This is a genomic window from Pseudomonas umsongensis (genome assembly GCF_012647205.1).
Classification (GTDB): Bacteria; Pseudomonadota; Gammaproteobacteria; order Pseudomonadales; family Pseudomonadaceae; genus Aquipseudomonas; species Aquipseudomonas umsongensis.
This window is the reverse complement of the sequence record NZ_CP051487.1, coordinates 1,958,098-1,976,069: the sequence shown is the minus strand read 5'-3', so window position 1 is coordinate 1,976,069 and position 17,972 is coordinate 1,958,098. Positions and strand designations below refer to the sequence as shown.

At 49.6% G+C, this 17,972-nt stretch carries 16 protein-coding genes; all 16 read right to left on the bottom strand.

Going from position 1 to position 17,972, the window contains the following annotated elements; translation table 11 throughout:
* Window positions 1-488: 488 nt before the first annotated feature.
* On the bottom strand, window positions 489-698 hold the full coding sequence (locus HGP31_RS08990) for a hypothetical protein (RefSeq protein WP_168757495.1): 210 nt from the start codon (window positions 696-698) through the stop codon (window positions 489-491).
* A gap of 628 nt (window positions 699-1,326) precedes the next feature.
* Window positions 1,327-1,674, bottom strand: coding sequence for a YceK/YidQ family lipoprotein (locus HGP31_RS08985; protein WP_240963525.1), 348 nt, complete (start codon window positions 1,672-1,674; stop codon window positions 1,327-1,329).
* Between the two features lie 215 nt (window positions 1,675-1,889).
* Complete coding sequence (locus tag HGP31_RS08980; protein WP_168759145.1) at window positions 1,890-3,884, bottom strand: polysaccharide biosynthesis protein; 1,995 nt, start codon at window positions 3,882-3,884, stop codon at window positions 1,890-1,892.
* A gap of 106 nt (window positions 3,885-3,990) precedes the next feature.
* On the bottom strand, window positions 3,991-5,007 hold the full coding sequence (locus HGP31_RS08975) for an MraY family glycosyltransferase (RefSeq protein WP_168757494.1): 1,017 nt from the start codon (window positions 5,005-5,007) through the stop codon (window positions 3,991-3,993).
* Window positions 5,007-5,969, bottom strand: a complete 963-nt coding sequence (locus HGP31_RS08970) for a UDP-glucose 4-epimerase family protein (protein ID WP_168757493.1) — start codon at window positions 5,967-5,969, stop codon at window positions 5,007-5,009. The genes HGP31_RS08975 and HGP31_RS08970 overlap by 1 nt, the downstream gene beginning before the upstream one ends.
* Window positions 5,969-7,219 carry a glycosyltransferase family 4 protein gene (locus HGP31_RS08965; RefSeq protein ID WP_168757492.1) on the bottom strand — a complete coding sequence of 417 codons (1,251 nt, stop codon included), beginning with the start codon at window positions 7,217-7,219 and terminating at the stop codon, window positions 5,969-5,971. The genes HGP31_RS08970 and HGP31_RS08965 overlap by 1 nt, the downstream gene beginning before the upstream one ends.
* Window positions 7,220-7,232: 13 nt before the next feature.
* Complete coding sequence (gene wecB / locus HGP31_RS08960; protein ID WP_168757491.1) at window positions 7,233-8,363, bottom strand: non-hydrolyzing UDP-N-acetylglucosamine 2-epimerase; 1,131 nt, start codon at window positions 8,361-8,363, stop codon at window positions 7,233-7,235.
* 97 nt (window positions 8,364-8,460) lie between these two features.
* Window positions 8,461-9,579 (bottom strand): UDP-2-acetamido-2,6-beta-L-arabino-hexul-4-ose reductase, encoded by a 1,119-nt coding sequence (gene wbjC / locus HGP31_RS08955; RefSeq protein WP_168757490.1) that lies wholly within the window; start codon window positions 9,577-9,579, stop codon window positions 8,461-8,463.
* Window positions 9,580-9,582: 3 nt separating this feature from the next.
* Window positions 9,583-10,617 carry a polysaccharide biosynthesis protein gene (locus HGP31_RS08950; RefSeq protein WP_168759144.1) on the bottom strand — a complete coding sequence of 345 codons (1,035 nt, stop codon included), beginning with the start codon at window positions 10,615-10,617 and terminating at the stop codon, window positions 9,583-9,585.
* Window positions 10,618-10,619: 2 nt separating this feature from the next.
* Window positions 10,620-11,834: a glycosyltransferase gene (locus HGP31_RS08945; RefSeq protein WP_168757489.1), complete on the bottom strand. Its 1,215-nt coding sequence runs from the start codon at window positions 11,832-11,834 to the stop codon at window positions 10,620-10,622.
* Between the two features lie 94 nt (window positions 11,835-11,928).
* Entirely contained in the window at window positions 11,929-13,296 is a 1,368-nt protein-coding gene (locus HGP31_RS08940) for a hypothetical protein (RefSeq protein WP_168757488.1), read from the bottom strand.
* Between the two features lie 108 nt (window positions 13,297-13,404).
* Entirely contained in the window at window positions 13,405-14,835 is a 1,431-nt protein-coding gene (locus HGP31_RS08935; RefSeq protein WP_168757487.1) for a polysaccharide biosynthesis protein, read from the bottom strand.
* Window positions 14,836-15,080: 245 nt separating this feature from the next.
* Window positions 15,081-15,320, bottom strand: coding sequence for a lipopolysaccharide assembly protein LapA domain-containing protein (locus HGP31_RS08930; protein ID WP_168757486.1), 240 nt, complete (start codon window positions 15,318-15,320; stop codon window positions 15,081-15,083).
* Between the two features lie 27 nt (window positions 15,321-15,347).
* The gene (ihfB, locus tag HGP31_RS08925; protein WP_003218804.1) at window positions 15,348-15,644 is read right to left on the bottom strand and encodes an integration host factor subunit beta; all 297 of its coding nucleotides are present in this window, start codon (window positions 15,642-15,644) and stop codon (window positions 15,348-15,350) included.
* Window positions 15,645-15,773: 129 nt separating this feature from the next.
* Complete coding sequence (locus HGP31_RS08920) at window positions 15,774-16,055, bottom strand: hypothetical protein (RefSeq protein WP_033041181.1); 282 nt, start codon at window positions 16,053-16,055, stop codon at window positions 15,774-15,776.
* Between the two features lie 215 nt (window positions 16,056-16,270).
* A complete protein-coding gene (gene rpsA, locus HGP31_RS08915; RefSeq protein ID WP_020800122.1) occupies window positions 16,271-17,965 on the bottom strand; it encodes a 30S ribosomal protein S1 in 1,695 nt (564 codons plus the stop codon).
* Window positions 17,966-17,972: the final 7 nt, after the last annotated feature.

Below are 17,972 nucleotides of genomic sequence, written 5' to 3'. Positions count from 1 at the left end.
CTGCAGGCAAACACCTTCCTCGTATTCTCGCCACGACACATCGTCCACGCCCACCGCTACATCGCGGTGCAGTACATAGAAGCTCTGTGTAAGGCCCCTCTCCGGCCTCATCAGTTTGAGCCGACATTCGCTACTCGCTATGTCGAGCGTTCAATGACGATGGTTGCAAGTACCCTGAAATCTCTCTGATAGCTGAGTTGGCTACTGATTCGCTGTCAGCGAATCCGCCACTTGTATCAAGAGCCCCGTCTGCAATAAGGCCTTTTGCACGCAGTAGTATTTCGTTCTTGTCGTGCCGAGCGGCCTTAAGAAGTGCTGCAATTACAAGTTCCAACGCAATTTCACGATCAGTCGACATTTTCACTCCTTCATCCGGCCCCTATGGCAGTCACCATTCATTACCCCATCCACCTGAAAATTGCCACCTTGTCGCATCCGATCACAGAAAGTGGGCCGGCATACGAAAGCAGGCCAGAGCCTCCATGAAATCAAGAATCCAGACCAAACTCCTTGGCTTTAAGAAAAGCAGCTTCAATAGCCTCTTGCTCCGACGCATATCTACCGGTCTTGACCGAGGCAGGTGCAATTGCGGAAATGCTGACCGTCTGAATCTCCCATCCAGATTGCAGTACCGCACCTTCACTCGTGTTGGAAACAACCACCGTCACGCGCCCTCTCTGTTCTTTGCGTAATTTCATCATATTGCTCGTCAAAATTCGACGGGACACAAATACTTCATCTTGCAATAATTTGCCACCCTCACACGAAGGATCGCGCCTGACTGTCCAGGTACTCAACTGGATGCTCGAGGGTTTCGATCACTGGTTGAACCGCACTCACCAAGATTTGACGCCACGATTCGAGACCTGATTCGATGCAATCCTAAGCATGATCTCGATTCCCAAAGACCAGGCGTCACAGTGTACGCAGACCAATGCCTGACGACCTGACGCGCATCGAAATCATCCACGACCCTCCTTAAAACGAACAGACTTGAGCCTGGGTGTTCCGCAAACATCTTGCGATTGCGTGCCTCAAGCAGTATTTTCTCGAGTAAAACGCGGTCATAAGGAAGGTCGTCGGCCAGAGAGATCATGCCCCGAGTAATGTGGGGAAATCTGGCAAGGAAGGTTGCACCCACGGATCAAAACGGCCCAGCAAGACCATCGTTGGCTCTTCGGAAGTCCACGGTCTTGGCGTAGAGATAGACTTTTCGACTTTGGCGTCGGTTCGTATCATGAGGTACTGGCTCCGAAACGAAATTGCGAACACAGCACGAGGATAAGTTGGATACTGATAAACGTGGGAATCGCAGAGCGCTTACAATCAGTATTGCTTTCGGCGAACTTTGATATCACCTTTCTGATACTGCAGATAACCGGTGTATGGGATGAGAATTGTGTCTGCAATACCGGAAATCGCCATGTCGAGAGCAATCGACGGTACATCCCAGTGCGGACCGGACCTAGGAGGTCCATCCAAATTGCAGAATTGATAGACGGCGCCACTGTAAGCGCGGGGAATTGAGTGGCAATTTGACTTCCACTTCGCCAGGTTATCGGCAGCACCTTCCTCGTCGGTCAGCGTTTTGAAGGTGCCACAACCTGAAATTGCTACAACGACAAAACCTGCAATCCATTGCCTCATACGTCTCACCCATTCGTGTTGATGCATGAATCATAACCTGAAGTTGGACCATCTCGCCATTAGCGGGCTTCTTTTAGTCAGGGGAGCCGCTGCGATGCGCTATCTTTATCAAATATACGGATTCGGACAGAATAAAGCAGAATCTAGCCGGCCACGACCATGTAAGGTTATAACACGATTTTCACCGGTATTGACAGGAAGTCCGAATTGCTCTGGGACTTAAGCGACTCGTCATTAAATAATCAGGGTTCTAAACGACGTTGTTGATAGATCCAGTCGACAATTTCACCCTCGGGGTTGTAGCCGCTGACCGTCTCTCGTAAAAGATGGCGAACTTGCGAGTAATCATCGCGTTCGACAGCTGCCAGTAGCTCGCCAAGCTTTAGTTTAAGCACGTCCCAACTGAGATAGTCCTCAGTGGCAGTCATGATCATGGGGTGTGGTGTAGCTGCCACGTTATCGCCAATCAGCAGCTCTTCGTAAAGTTTTTCCCCTGGTCGCAGCCCGGTGAACTGTATGGAAATATCACCATGCGGGTTCTTCTCCGAGCGCACGCTTAGCCCGGAAAGATGAATCATTTTCTCGGCAAGATCGACAATTTTGACCGGCTCTCCCATATCCAGCACAAATACATCCCCTCCTTGTCCCATTGAGCCCGCCTGGATCACCAACTGAGCAGCTTCAGGAATCGTCATAAAGTAGCGCGTGATTTTTGGATGGGTAACGGTCAATGGCCCACCGGACTTGATCTGTTCATGAAACAGTGGAATGACTGAACCGGAGGAACCGAGTACGTTTCCAAAGCGCACCATGGTAAAACGGGTTTTATTAACCCGGGAAACGTTGGTCTTGTCTCCAAACATCACCGGGGCCACCTCCCGACTCAATGCTTGAAGCGTCAGCTCAGCCAGGCGCTTGGTACTGCCCATGATATTTGTGGGTCGAACAGCTTTATCCGTTGAGATCAGCACAAAGTTCGAAACACCCGCCTGCAGAGCGGCCTGCGCGGTATTCAACGTGCCGATCACATTATTCCACACGCCTTCGGCAATATTGTGTTCGACCATCGGAACATGCTTGTAAGCCGCGGCGTGGTACACTGTGTCTACATGCCAGGTTTTCATAACGGCCAGTAATTTTTCCTCGTTACGTACCGAACCTAGGATGGCTATCAAGCGTACCGACAGTGACTCTCGTGCAACGCGACTCTCCAGTTCCGACAGGATGCTGTAAAGATTGAATTCGCTGTGCTCGTACAACAAAAGCGTAGTTGGTTTCAAAATCAGGATCTGGCGACAAAGTTCGGAGCCGATGGAGCCACCTGCGCCCGTAACCATAACCGATTGGTCTTTAATGCAATGCTCCAGTAGATCTTCCTGCGCCGGTACCGCATCCCGCCCCAAAAGATCTGCAATGTCGACTTCCTGAATGTCATCAACCTTGACTCGCCCGCTGGCAAGATCCATGAAACCAGGGACGCTACGGACATGCAGTGGAAATCTCTCCAGGAAGCCCAGAATCTCACGGCGGCGCCCCCGATTCACGGATGGCACCGCGAGCAGTATCTCCTGCGCACCCGTTACGTCGATCATGCGTTGAATATGCTTGGGCTTATAAACCTGCAAACCGGAAATCACTCGATCGACAATGTTTTTATCATCATCAATGAATGCAACGGGACGCATGGCGCGGCCCATGCGCAGTGCTGCGACCAGCTGGTTGCCGGCGGCACCTGCCCCATAAATGGCGACGCGAGGCAGTCCATCGTCTCGACTGGTGAAGGGGACATGCTGAACTGCTGCAAACCAGTCACCCAAGAAATACTGACGCATGGCGAGACGTAAGCCGCCGACCATGATCAGACTGAGCCACCAGTAGTTGAAAATGATTGAACGAGGCACTACATACTGGTGATTACTATACCAATATACGACCATTCCCAAAATCAGTGCGGAGAGACTGACAGCCTTGATGATGGCAATCAGGGCATCGTTTCCAAAGTAACGCATAACGGCCCGGTACATGCCGAAGCGGATAAAAAGCGGAATCGCGACGATCGGAGCAGCCACAAATAACCAAAGGTGCTGGGTAAGCGGATTGATCATTTCGTCAATGCCTAAGCGAACGATAAATGACATCCACAAGGCTACCCAGACGAGCACGCAGTCAGTGATGACTTGCAAGAAACGTTTGTGTCGACGCGGTAGGCTTAACAAATATGCCCGTACATTATCCATAAACCTGTTCGCACTCCTGAAGCTGCTGATACCGATAGCTGATGTCAGATCACCAGACATTTAAAACACCGCGAAAACTGTCATAACCAAGGAAAAATGCATTCCATTATGCCTTTTCCAGATCGCCGGCGTTATATCTGATAGCGAGCAAAATGAGAGGAATATAAGCGACGATCAAGCCGAACAGACCATCAAGGCCCAACACGACCACGCACAACGCAACGGGTAGCAACCAGACTAGATTAATCACCAGTACGCCAAGCGTAACAGGCAGATGACGGCCTGATTTGCGGGAAGCGAACTGATAGGCATGACTACGATGCGCCTCGTAGACCTTGTCACCACGCAAAAGACGCCGAATCAGAGTGAACGTCGCATCGACGATGAAAACTCCCAGCAAGATCAGCCAAGCCCAGAGCAACTGAGAGGACACCCAGGCGGCCTGAATCGAGATGACACCTAATACCACCCCTAAAAACCCGCTTCCCGCGTCACCCATGAATATGCGTGCAGGAGGAAAATTCCAAAACAGAAATCCTCCCACGGCCATGGCCAATAGAGCCGGCACCCAAATCAGACTTTCGAATCCGCCCAACCAATAAAGCAGACAAGCGCCCAAGCAGGCCGAGATCGCTTCAACACTGGCAATGCCATCAATGCCATCCATGAAGTTGTAAAGATTGAGCATCCAGACTAGATAGAACGCGGCCAGGATGCAGCCCATCCAGCCGAGGTCCAGGCTGATACCAAATACCGTAACCGACGGTAGTCCCCCCAACCAGAACAAGGACCATGCTGCAGCGGTAAAATGCCCGAGTAAGCGCCAGCGAGCAGCAATATGACCATGGTCGTCCATAAACCCGATCACCGCTACCAATATACCCGCGCCACCGATTGCAACCAATGCCGACGCGGGTACCAGCTGAGCCAAGCCGAGAACTGGAAGCGCCAGTAAAAACGCCACGACAATAGCTACGCCGCCCCCGCGCGGAGTGGGAATGGAATGAGAGCTTCGAGCGTTAGGAATATCAATGATGCTGCGGGCCATAGCGTAGCGGCGCAAAGCAGCAGTCAATACCAACGAGATACCAGCCACCACCGGAATCAGCCACCAATAGATCATTATTTTTTACTATCCCGAAAATTTTGTGCCGTTGCTTTCAATGCATCGTCCACAGAGACCGGTGGCGACCACCCAAGCAATGAGCGTGTCTTGCTCATGTCTACCTGCAATGAGCCACACAATCGGTTTGATAAAGACTTTCTACCCAGCAATGCAGCCGTACCACTTATTAGCCGGGAAGGTATCGGTAAAAGACGCGCTGGCCGACCAAGTGCCGATGCCATTTTTCGCAGCAGTTGGGTTGTAGAAAGATCTTCGCCATCGCTGATCAGAAAAGTCTGGTTGGCTGCGGCTGGATGGTCAATACAGGTGACGATCAGATCGACCAGATTGTCCAGAGCGACAAGACTGCGTTTGTTGTGAATCGCCCCAAAAGGTAAAGGGATACCTTTGTCCAGCCAGTTCATCATATTCCGAAAGTTTGCTTTTACGCCGGGGCCGTAAACCAGCACTGGCCGAATGATCACGACTTCCATCGTGGTTTCTACAGCAAGCTTTCTCAGCCCCTCCTCGGCTTCCAGCTTTGAAATCCCATAGGGGTCCACAGGCGCTGGTACGTCTTCTGGCGTATAGGCGGAACTCGGAGAAGTACCTTCGCCATTCACCTTTATGGAACTGATAAAAATGAAGCGCCGAACACCTGCCTCGGCCGCGCTTCGTGCAAGGTTCAATGTGCCCTCTACGTTCACCCTTCGAAAGGCTGCCAGAGGATCGGCCTCAGTATCGTTCATCACGTGAACACGAGCCGCGGCGTGAATGACGGCATCTACACCACAAAGACTTTCCTTCCAGGCTGTATCACCATCAAAACGGTCCACAAGAACGATTTTGACATCTTCATCGAATAATCTGGGCACATTACGCAAGGCAGCAATAACGGAGCAGTCTTCGGCAATCAGCCGCTTTAAAGTCGCTCCACCCACAAAACCGGTTGCCCCAGTCAGAAATACAGAGCGCGACATTACTTGGCACCCTTGCGTAAAGTTGCATTGCGAAAAAGCTTTTCGAGCCGAGTCATAAGCGCCGGCTTCGAAAAATGGTTCAAATAGTAGGACCGACCAGCCTGGCCCATTATATCTCGTTGACCGACGTCGGTGGTTGCCAACTTCAGGGTAACTCGTGCAAGCCCCTTGGCATCCCCTGAAGAGCAACTGAAGCCCGCTCCCGACTCTTCGATAATTCGCGCAGCTTCTCCATTGATCATGCCCAAAATAGGCCTGCCCGATGCCAGATAAGCCTGCACTTTCCCGGGAATGGTTTTTTCGAAGACATCGTTGGTTTTTAACGAAACCAAAAGTGCGTCAGCACAAGCAAACAGGCCAGGCATGGCACTCAACGGGTGCCGCCCCAAAAGCAGTACATTACTCAAGCCCCTGGCTACGACCTGCTCGCTTAGCCACTTGCTCATGCGCCCGTCTCCCACGATCACCCAACGCACAGGCACTTTCTCCCTCAATGATTCTGCGGCATCCAGTACGGCGGGAAAGTCCTGCGCCTCACCCAGATTTCCGGCAAAAACAATGGTAAACACGGTACTATCACGAACGAGCAAATCTGAAGTTGTCGAGGAAAACGAAAAATCATCTTCAGCCCAACTTGGAAAATAGACGAGTCGCTCTGGACAAATGTCTTTCGTGCAGTACTGTTTTACATTCTCGCCAAAACCCTTCGATTGTAATAACAAATAATCCGCGCGATTATAGATCCACGAAACCATCCGCCCAACCAGGGCCAATAAAGATGGATTCCGAACAACCCCAACCGCCCTCAGGGTTTCAGGCCAAAGATCGAGCACCCAGATGAAAACCGGTACTTTTTTCATCCGCCCTATTATCACTGCCGGTATCGCAGCCATAATAGGAGATACGGCATAAACGAAAATAGCATCAAACTTCTGATTACGTAGCTTCGTCGCCCCCAATATTGATGCACTAAAGAAAAAAGAAAGATAGTTTAAAATCAGACTAAGATTGCGCGTACCCCTAGGCACAAGAGGAACCCGTACCACACGGGCACCGCAATACTCCTTGAAAGCAGCAGGATTACTCTTGTAATCAGGAAAAATGCTGCCTTCGGGATAATTGGGCAACCCGGTAAGCACAGTCACTTCATGGCCAGACTCGGCGAAATCACGAACTAAATCATTAATCCGCATATTTTCCGGCCAGAAGTATTGAGTAACCACCAAGATCCTCAATTTATTCTCAGTCATCCTCAAACTCGACTCAATATTTTTTCCAAACGACGCGATTTACATAATCACGATAGCTATGGACAATCCTGACCACTTTTTCAGCTACGTTCGGCATGCTGTAGTCCCCCACCAGTCGCAAGCTGCGCTCCTGGTCCCGCCCTTGCCCTTCCAGTATCTGCAAGCCCTGCATGGCACGCTCTACCTCGAGGCCGACCATCATGACAGAGGCCTCCTCCATACCTTCCGGCCGCTCATGTGCTTCCCGAATATTCAATGCAGGGAAGTTTAGAATGGAAGACTCTTCATTGATGGTGCCGCTATCCGACAGCACTGCCTTGGATTCAAGCTGAAGCTTGTTGTAATCCTTGAAACCCAATGGCTTGAGTAACCTTACATTTTTGTGGAACGTCACCCCCATCGCATCGACACGTTTCTGTGTACGAGGATGAGTTGAAACAATGACAGGGTAGTCATAATGTTCCGCAACGGTATTCAGCACCTCCACCAACTTTCCGAAATTGGTGTCCGAGTCGATGTTCTCTTCACGGTGCGCACTGACAACAAAAAACTTGCCCTTCTCCAGCCCTTGACGATCCAGCACATCCGACGCATCTATACCTTCACGATAGTGATTGAGCACTTCGAACATTGGGCTGCCAGTCTTGATTACCATATCCGGTGACAGCCCTTCACGAAGAAGGTAATCCCGGGCAATCGTGCTGTAAGTCAGATTGACGTCGGCAGTGTGATCGACAATGCGACGATTGATCTCCTCAGGCACACGCATATCGAAACAGCGGTTGCCCGCTTCCATATGGAAGGTTGGAATCTTGCGACGCTTGGCAGGGATCACCGCCATGCAACTATTTGTATCACCTAATACCAGCAGCGCCTCGGGCTGGACTGTAGCCAACACCTTGTCCACCGCGATGATGACGTTACCTATGGTCTCAGCACCCGTAGCGCCCGCGGCATTCAGGAAGTGATCAGGTTTGCGAATACCCAGGTCCTGGAAGAAAATCTCGTTCAGCTCATAGTCGTAGTTCTGACCCGTATGAACCAGCACGTGATCACAATACTGATCGAGCTTAGCCATCACCCGTGACAAACGGATAATTTCAGGACGGGTACCTACAACCGTGACAACTTTCAATTTTTTCATTGCAAACTCTACTTAATCCATGAAACCGGAGATCTGGATGCTTCACACTTTTTAAGTCTAGCGCCCAGCCATAATCTACTCGCCTAAATCACGAGTTTTACGCCTGAATGCCTACAGGGCGTGCATAGGTATCCGGCCGCAAGCGATCGAACACTTCGTTAGCCCAAAGCATAACGATCATTTCCTCGTCACCGATATTGGTGATGTCGTGCGTCCAGCCCGTTACGGTCTCGACGATTTCCGGTTCGTCCCCGGTAGTGAACAACTCATAGTACTCGCCAGACAGGATGTGCCTGAAGCGGAAGCAGGCTTTTCCCCTGATAACCAGAAATTTCTCGGTTTTCGAATGGTGGTAATGCCCCCCGCGAGTCACGCCAGGGTGCGCAGTAAAATAGGAGAACTGGCCACTGTCCCGGGTCTTGAGCATCTCTACGAAGGTACCGCGGGGATCAGCATACTTTGGCACACCATAAGTAAAACTTGCTGGTGGCAGGTAGCTGACATAAGTAGCGTAAAGAGCACGAACCAATCCCGCACCAACGGGCTCGGTGATCAGACTGGAGCGACTGTTGCGAAAGGCTCGTAACTGTTCAGCCAGGGCACCTACAGTGATCCGATATTGCGGCTCGACGTTGACAAATAGTTCATTGGACAGCGGGCCATCCATAGTAGCGACAAATTGAGCAATGACATCATCAATATACACAAGATTGATGAGCGCCTCAGGATCATTGATTTGTATTGGCAAGTCATGAATAATATTATGACAAAACGTTGCGACCGCAGAGTTGTAGTTCGGGCGAGACCACTTCCCAAATACATTGGGCAAGCGAAACAAATAAACTGGAGAGTTGTGTTGTTCTTTCAACGCGAGCAGAGCACTTTCAGCACCGCGTTTACTACTCCCATATGGATTATCCAGCTCCGCTTGGCTGGACGATGTATAAAGAACGGGTGTCAATTTACCACTAGCGACTATGGCATCACATAAGGCCTGAGTCAGATCGGTATTTCCGGTTATAAATTCTTCCGGAGTTTGAGGTCGATTCACACCGGCGAGATGAAACACGAAATCCGCATCGCGCACCAGCTCTTGAAGGCGCGAAACGCTATCTTCCCGAGTAAAGGGAATAACCTCGATGTCCGCCCGCTCAGCGAGGTGGGCTATTAAATTTTTTCCTACAAAACCGTTTGAACCCGTGATCAATACTTTCATCGATCATTCCTCCGGTGTTGCATGCTCGCCACGCTGAATCGCACGCATGAAATCCAGCTTCAACAACAGCTGTTTCATTCCTTCGACATCCAAGCGTACTGTATTATGAGAGTTGTAATCTTCAGTCCGCGAAATCTTTTCTTCACCTTGCTCAACGAATTTTGCGTAGTTCAAATCGCGCAAATCCGGCGGCACGCGGTAGTAATCTCCGCGATCTTCGGCACACGCCATTTCTTCACGACTAAGCAGCGCCTCGAATAGCTTCTCGCCATGGCGGGTACCGATCACCTGAATTGGATGATCAGGCTTCTTGAGCATTTGCGTCAGGGCCTTGGCCAGGACATCAACCGTGGCAGCAGGCGCCTTTTGCACGAACAGATCGCCATTGTTGCCATGTTCAAAGGCATACAGAACAAGATCAACTGCGTCGGACAGCGTCATCATGAAACGGGTCATGTTCGGATCGGTCAACGTCAATGGTTTACCGTCGCGAATTTGCTGGATTAGCAGGGGGATAACAGAACCCCGTGAAGCCATCACGTTACCGTAGCGAGTTCCACAGATGACGGTTTTATCATCATCGGCATTACGCGACTTTGCGACCATGACTTTTTCCATCATCGCTTTGGATATACCCATGGCGTTGATTGGGTAAACCGCTTTGTCGGTGCTAAGGCAGACAACCCGTTTGACTTCGTTCTGAATCGCAGCCTCAAGCAGATTTTCAGTACCAATCACGTTGGTTTTGACTGCCTCCATGGGGTGGAACTCGCAGGATGGAACCTGCTTGAGAGCCGCCGCATGAAAAATATAATCAACGCCTCGGGTAGCATTCAAAACGCTTTGATAGTCGCGTACATCGCCGATATAGAATTTTAGCTTGGAACTGGCGTAATGTTTACGCATGTCGTCCTGCTTTTTCTCATCGCGACTGAAAATCCGGATTTCAGCAATATCAGATGCGAGGAAACGCTTCAGCACCGCATTACCAAAAGAACCGGTGCCGCCAGTAATCAACAATTTCTTATTACTAAAAATAGTCAACTAAATTTCTCCATAAAACCTACGATTTTTCGACCGACGGCGGTGCTGGATTTATTTTCCAAAGCCCATATTTTACCACATGCCGCCTTCTGCAACAAAAGCTGCTGATCTGCAGCATCAATGGCCTTCAAGGCAGCACTGATTCCTGAAATCGAAAAATCCTCGATGACATTGAAAAAATCAAAATACTCGTCAGGTATACCGCCCAGGCGGGTGGTCAAGACCGGAACACCACTGACAATATACTCTAGTAACTTAGAGGGAAAAGAGTAACGCGTATACGCTTCCTGAGGATCACGAGTTAATACCAGTAATGCAGAGCGAGACTGAATAGCTGCAACTTCATCCGGTGTGATATTCCCCAGATACTTGACGGCGGGATACTGCTTAGAAGTGGCGACCAGAAATTCCTCCAGATCTCCACGACCGCACAGCCAAAGCTCATAATCCAGGTTTGACTCGATAAAACCATGGACAAGCTCGGCAATGCCATACGCACGATTTAACCCCCCTCCGTAAAAAATAATCTTCTTGGCAGCGACTACAGAAGCGGAAACCTGCTTGAGCTCACTATCAATGGGTGCCCTACCAGCGATGCCTTCAAGCACAAAGTAAGGCTTCTTGTACCACGAGGCATGATCCTCGACCATATATTTACTAATCACAAAGAATCCTGACGCCCCCCCCATGAGGCGATCAATGATACCTGCATCCACTCTCTTCAAAAACTTCAAGAGTGCCGACCTCTTCATCCCCATGTCCATATAAGAAGGAAGATCAGGCACGTACACAAAAAATGGGACTTTAAAAAACTTATTCAGTAGATAAGCCGCGAGCAAATTTGGCGTATGAGCAGCGTAGACGCACACCGCATCGAGACCTTTGCGGCGGAAGCGATCAAGCGAGAAGAAAGCCCCCAGGAATCGAAAAAGCAACTTAAGGATCGGCAAGTTCAACAGCGGGATTACAACCCCCCTACCGATATCATCGATAAAACTTGACCCCGGAAAATAAAGCTTCTTATTTCGTGGATAAGTAGAAATAGCGAGACTGGCGACAGATTCGACACTGGCACCACCTACTTTTAGCGCCTCGCGAAAACGGCCTTCCAACTTAAAAGCCGCCACCTGTGGAAAAGGGTCGTTTTTCGAGTATCGCTCAAAGTACCGAGCCCCTACATAGAACCCTAACAATGCGACATTTTTACTCATTCCTTCTCCCGTAGTGCCCCCTTGAAAACAATTCTAATCCCGAAGCCCTATTTTAGCGCGCCAAATAACACACGGCTCGCAGAGCAACATCAGGTCACAAATTTTGTTTTTTCGAACCTGCAAAGTCACCCCGAAACAGACCAAGCAGATAACGATAAATGACAAAAACGAACAACATAAGAAAAACCCAAAGTAATCCGTGATCGTAAATAATTGGACCCTCAATGGGCAACTGGGAATAATGATACCCCGAAATAGCTCCCGTTATTGCCAGAGCCCCCGTCACTGAATTCAACTCCAGCGGAAGACAGGTGAACAAACCCAGCACTAAAGAAGCAAAAACAAGAAAACCAACCGCAATCGGCCATCCCCCCAATGCATATCCGGAAATATGAACAGCGGCAGGTGCGGTGCCACGCCCATTGAAACCATCATTGAACATCCTAGTGTAGATCAAGGTACTTGGACGGCAAACAGGCCCTACTTTCGCCTGAGCTAGAATCCCTCCGCAAACAGCGCCTTCTCGAGTGAAGACCTGATAGTAGTAGGGATAAATAATAGCCATACGGTTAACGGCTGCAAATACCAGCATTGGTGCATTTTTTGTTGCTGCGTTACCTACATCGAGTATTTTGGTTCGCGAAACATAGGGCGTAAGGGGCGCCTCTACTACAGACACATCAGTAGACTGAACCATCTTGGCAGGATCGATCGTTGCCAGACGAAACACGAATGCGGAAATCAGGAAGTAAACGGTTATCAGTAAAACCCCACCCAACGCAGTCTTCAAGTATGCATGTCGTTTCGCATAGACGAAAATGGCCAGTACCAAACCGGCATAAAAAATGAGGATCGGCCACTTCATGTTCAACATTATCAAAAATGCGGACATGACCACGCCATTAAAAATGCTTAACCCCAGCCAAAACCAATTTCTTTCTCTCATCCATCGCACCAGCGAATAGATAGACAAAAAATGCAAAGGAGACATCAAAATCATTAATGAAAAGAAGCCTACCTGGCTTCTAATTTTGAACCGCGCCAGGACAGATGCGACTGCATCAGCGCCATTCAAGAATAATGAAAATGCGTCTGCGCGCACCAAAGCGAACAACACAACGCCATAACAAGCAGCCAATATGAAAATGTATTCGGCTCTGGAAAACTCAGCTACACAATTCGACAGCGCAAGGACGGCCCTCCCCAGCCCCTTCCTCACCAACACGACAACAAGCGGAGTTATCAGGAACGGCAGAAAAAGCAGCAACCAATATCCGGGACTAAAAAGCGTATCAAAGCTCAGGATATCCGCAGTATATGCACTTCTTAACAAACCTTCCCTCCCAAAAGGCAAGCTATAAAGCACATTACCCAGCACTACAGTAAAAAGATATGCCAGAAGAAATATAACCGGCGCCAAATTTCTAGACACCCAACTTCTAAAATCATCTAACAAAGTCATATTTACCGCCCGCCTAATGTTACTAGCTATCGAACCCCGACTGCCCACTCAATCAGACAATCAACTACAACGCCCAAGATAAAACCAAATCATTTACACAAGCGATCATTACAAAACCCCTCTGGTAAATTCATTCCACCTTACCCCCTTCCACAACGCTAGAAGGCCGATCACAGAAAAACCCGCGAGCCACATCATTGACTTTATTCGCCAATCATCCACTCCGAGCCATTCGCCCAACGCGTAATAATACACAGCGCCTATTAGCGCGGTCAAAAGAGAAACGATTAGCGGTATTGCCATGCAGCGATAAAGACTTATTTTTTTGCGGGTGCTATAAATAACCAGAAAAAAATAAAAACTCTGGGCAACCATTAAGCCGACCGAAACACCGTAAAGCCCCCAAAATTTCCCGCCCACATATGAAAAAACTATAGAAACCAGCGCAGAAACAATGGATAGGACCGCCAACAATCTCATCCTGCGATGCACTTCCAATCGCTTCTGCACATACACGGAGGAAGAATTCAGAAACACACTCACAAATGCAAAAAACACCACCCACAACGATAAATCGATAGCTTTACCGGTCAAACGTTCAAACAAATCAAATCCAACGAATTGCAAAGCACACCACAAAAGCGAGAAAGCGACTATAAGAAAAGCAAAAGAACTCTCTATGACACTAGAAGCAAAACGCTTTTCTTTAAACCGCCTGATGACCAACGGGTGCACTACCATCAACAGCGGCATACTTAATAGACCAGCGCCCCCTGCAAATAGATCCTTTAGAGACAGATAGGTGTCGCCGTATTCAATCTCATAGTATCCAATTGCAAATCGATCTGCAGAGGCCATGACCAACATACCAAGGATCCAAGGTGACAAAGCAGCTCCATACTGATACAACGAGCTCACTATCAGCCTGAATTTATCTCGAAAGATTATCGGATTGGAAAACCCAAACTTCCTGACAACACTGAATAAAATAAGCATGCAAGCAGAAATATAACCAACCGATAGAGCTACCAATGCATAACGAAAATCGACACCCAAACCATCAAACAAAGTGAAAACCAATACCCCCTGTACGACGGCTTGAAGAACAGCAGCTCTCAACTGTTGCCAAACTAAAAAATCTGCCTGACAAACAGACGACAGAAAAAAAAATAATATATAGCTAACGCACAAAACCCATACATTTAAAAAAACAAAATCATCATCAACGAAAAACATACCTATTGAAGCCGCCAATAGCCCCGCAATTGGCGCTATCAACAATATCACCGCCAATGAGCTAGAGAAAAATACCCTCTTATCCTCACTGCTAGAAAAATGATAAACAAATGAATTACCAACCCACCCAGCAAAAAGCTGCGCAGTAATCAACGCACACGTCACACAAACAGAATAGCTAACGTACTGCCCTTGAGGAAAAAACTTATAAAGAAAAAATACAAAAAATATTCCCATAAATGCGGGAATTAACTTCACTGGAACATACAAAAAAAACTTGGATAAAAATGAATTATTATTCATTACACAATGACATCAGCATTTCACACATCATTAAACCTCCAACAAGTTCGCATCTCGAAGAATTGCTTGAGAACATCACCACAATAGAACACGGCATTATCCCAGCTGCGCGGCTTCGAAAGAATAAGGGAATCACAGAAGAACCAGACAGCAACATTGCAAGCCGATAAACTTCTGGATATGCCCCCCCCTCAATTCTTGCACCAACACCCCTCCCCCCCTTGAATACGACAAACCAAGGCGGATTAAACCAGAGGCTTGCGACGCACTCGCGATGCTCGACCCAACAGCCAACCAACACAAGGACCGATCACCATTCCTGTCAGCAACGCAATTACGATAGTCGCCGACACTGGCAATTGAGGGCTCGCCCAACCCAAAAACAGCAGGGATATCGATTGCTGATTCTCGAGAATGAACGCCAATACCGCCAAAACCAAAAGCACAATCAACACAGCAAGCAATATGCCCTTGAGATTACGCATACCCAGCCCCTTCAATGGCGGTAACTATCAAACCCCCTCCTCCTCATCCTCGTTCACTCGATCCCGCAGCTCCTTCCCCGGCTTGAAATGAGGAACAAACTTACCATCCAGGCTAACCGACTGGCCGGTCTTCGGATTACGCCCTACCCTAGGCGCACGGTAATGCAATGAAAAGCTACCAAACCCACGGATCTCGATGCGATCTCCAGTGGCCAGGCATTGGGACATTTGCTCAAGCATGGTCTTGATGGCCAGCTCCACATCCTTTGATGAGAGCAGCCCTTGATGGGTGACAATTCGTTCGATCAACTCCGACTTCGTCATAATTTTCCCTTCTTTTTCAAGCAGCTAGATCAGCGCTTCAAAGGTTTTAGCATGCCCTGACAAATTTGAACAGCCCCATCCTGCACCCTGCTTTTTCTCCCCCGAGACTCTGATGCCCTACCCGCCCACTCACCTGCAGATAACCAGCATCGTCCGAGTGCTAAAGCCCGCGGGGTTGAAACCGAAGAGAAATTCTTGCTCTTCCTTGGCGTCGTCGGACCTGGCCACGACCTTGTAGCCCGCGCCTTTGCATTCTTTACCTGCACGCTTCTGGCACCTCTCCCATCCCGAACCCAGCCCTGAGCAATCGATCTCGATACCACTGACCCCACGCACGGCATGCGTTCTTGCATTAGTTGTACAACCCACCACCAATGCCAGCACTGCCATCACGACAACGAGCCTCTTCATTTGATTCCTTATGCCAGGCAGAACGCCCGGCTGTCGCTTACCCCACGCTAAGACTAGCTGCAAATAAGCGATTGATCCTGCTAAGGAAAGAGACAGTTTTGGCGAGGGAATGTTTCGTGGTTAGCGCGCAGAAGATCGCATCCACGACGGAGAGCCGAATTCCAGGCACAAAAAAGGGCGACCGAAGTCGCCCTTTTTTTACAGAAAGTCAGAACTTAGTTCTGTTTTTCCGCTTGTGCAGCACGCAGCAGGTCACCCAGGGTGGTGGCTACTGGAGCGTCACCAGCTACTGGCTTGTCGCGCAGGCTCTGGATAGCTTCTTTCTCGTCTTCAACGTCTTTCGACTTGATCGAGAGCTGGATTACGCGGCTCTTGCGATCAACGCTGATGATCTTGGCTTCTACTTCTTCGCCTTCTTTCAGAACGTTGCGCGCGTCTTCAACGCGGTCACGGCTGATTTCGGAGGCTTTCAGAGTCGCTTCGATATCGTCGGCCAGGGTGATGATGGCGCCTTTAGCGTCAACTTCTTTCACGATGCCCTTAACGATTGCGCCTTTGTCGTTCTCTTGAACGTACTCGGAGAACGGATCGCTTTCCAGTTGCTTGATACCCAGGGAGATGCGCTCGCGCTCTGGGTCAACCGACAGGATAACGGTGTCCAGCTCGTCGCCCTTCTTGAAGCGACGAACAGCTTCTTCGCCCACTTCGTTCCAGGAGATGTCGGACAGGTGAACCAGGCCGTCGATGCCGCCGTCCAGACCAATGAAGATACCGAAATCGGTGATCGACTTGATGGTGCCGGAGATTTTATCGCCCTTGTTGAACTGGCCAGAGAAATCTTCCCATGGGTTAGATTTGCACTGCTTGATGCCCAGGGAGATACGACGACGCTCTTCGTCGATGTCCAGAACCATAACTTCCACTTCGTCGCCGACTTGTACGACTTTCGAAGGGTGGATGTTCTTGTTGGTCCAGTCCATTTCGGAAACGTGTACCAGGCCTTCAACGCCTTCTTCCAGCTCAGCGAAGCAGCCGTAGTCGGTCAGGTTGGTTACACGAGCGGTAACGCGAGTGCCTTCTGGGTAACGGGCTTTGATAGCAACCCATGGATCTTCGCCCAGTTGCTTCAGGCCCAGGGAAACACGGTTGCGTTCGCGATCGTATTTCAGAACCTTAACGTCGATTTCGTCACCAACGTTGACGATTTCGGAAGGATGCTTGATGCGCTTCCAGGCCATGTCGGTGATGTGCAGCAGGCCGTCCACGCCACCCAGATCGACGAATGCGCCGTAATCGGTGAGGTTCTTGACGATACCTTTGACTTGCTGGCCTTCCTGCAGGGATTCCAGCAGAGCTTCGCGCTCGGCGGAGTTCTCGGCTTCCAGGACGCTACGACGGGAAACGACAACGTTGTTGCGCTTCTGGTCCAGCTTGATGACCTTGAATTCCAGCTCTTTGCCTTCCAGGTGCGTGGTGTCGCGCACTGGACGGACGTCAACCAGAGAACCTGGCAGGAACGCACGGATGCCGTTAACGTCGACAGTGAAGCCGCCTTTAACCTTACCGTTGATAACGCCCTTGACCACTTCTTCGGCTGCGAAGGCTGCTTCCAGAACAATCCAGCATTCAGCGCGCTTGGCTTTTTCACGGGACAGCTTGGTTTCGCCAAAGCCGTCTTCAACCGAGTCCAGCGCAACGTGAACTTCGTCACCGACGTTGATAGTCAGGTCGCCAGCGTCGTTGTAGAACTGCTCAAGCGGGATGAGTGCTTCAGACTTCAGGCCAGCGTGAACGGTTACCCAGCGAGCTTGGTAATCGATATCAACGATAACACCGGTGATGATGGAGCCTGCCTGAAGGTTCAGGGTTTTTAGGCTTTCTTCAAAGAGTTCCGCAAAGCTTTCGCTCATTTTAATT

What these genes read in the sequence shown, in the direction of transcription:
- HGP31_RS08985 (WP_240963525.1), bottom strand. Translation starts at nt 1,674, where the DNA reads ATGCATCAACACGAATGGGTGAGACGTATGAGGCAATGGATTGCAGGT.
- HGP31_RS08935 (WP_168757487.1), bottom strand. Translation starts at nt 14,835, where the DNA reads ATGAATAATAATTCATTTTTATCCAAGTTTTTTTTGTATGTTCCAGTG.
- rpsA (WP_020800122.1), bottom strand. Translation starts at nt 17,965, where the DNA reads ATGAGCGAAAGCTTTGCGGAACTCTTTGAAGAAAGCCTAAAAACCCTG.
- wecB (WP_168757491.1), bottom strand. Translation starts at nt 8,363, where the DNA reads ATGAAAAAATTGAAAGTTGTCACGGTTGTAGGTACCCGTCCTGAAATT.
- HGP31_RS08945 (WP_168757489.1), bottom strand. Translation starts at nt 11,834, where the DNA reads ATGAGTAAAAATGTCGCATTGTTAGGGTTCTATGTAGGGGCTCGGTAC.
- wbjC (WP_168757490.1), bottom strand. Translation starts at nt 9,579, where the DNA reads ATGAAAGTATTGATCACGGGTTCAAACGGTTTTGTAGGAAAAAATTTA.
- HGP31_RS08975 (WP_168757494.1), bottom strand. Translation starts at nt 5,007, where the DNA reads ATGATCTATTGGTGGCTGATTCCGGTGGTGGCTGGTATCTCGTTGGTA.
- HGP31_RS08970 (WP_168757493.1), bottom strand. Translation starts at nt 5,969, where the DNA reads ATGTCGCGCTCTGTATTTCTGACTGGGGCAACCGGTTTTGTGGGTGGA.
- HGP31_RS08990 (WP_168757495.1), bottom strand. Translation starts at nt 698, where the DNA reads ATGAAATTACGCAAAGAACAGAGAGGGCGCGTGACGGTGGTTGTTTCC.
- HGP31_RS08965 (WP_168757492.1), bottom strand. Translation starts at nt 7,219, where the DNA reads ATGACTGAGAATAAATTGAGGATCTTGGTGGTTACTCAATACTTCTGG.
- HGP31_RS08980 (WP_168759145.1), bottom strand. Translation starts at nt 3,884, where the DNA reads ATGGATAATGTACGGGCATATTTGTTAAGCCTACCGCGTCGACACAAA.
- ihfB (WP_003218804.1), bottom strand. Translation starts at nt 15,644, where the DNA reads ATGACGAAGTCGGAGTTGATCGAACGAATTGTCACCCATCAAGGGCTG.
- HGP31_RS08920 (WP_033041181.1), bottom strand. Translation starts at nt 16,055, where the DNA reads ATGAAGAGGCTCGTTGTCGTGATGGCAGTGCTGGCATTGGTGGTGGGT.
- HGP31_RS08930 (WP_168757486.1), bottom strand. Translation starts at nt 15,320, where the DNA reads ATGCGTAATCTCAAGGGCATATTGCTTGCTGTGTTGATTGTGCTTTTG.
- HGP31_RS08940 (WP_168757488.1), bottom strand. Translation starts at nt 13,296, where the DNA reads ATGACTTTGTTAGATGATTTTAGAAGTTGGGTGTCTAGAAATTTGGCG.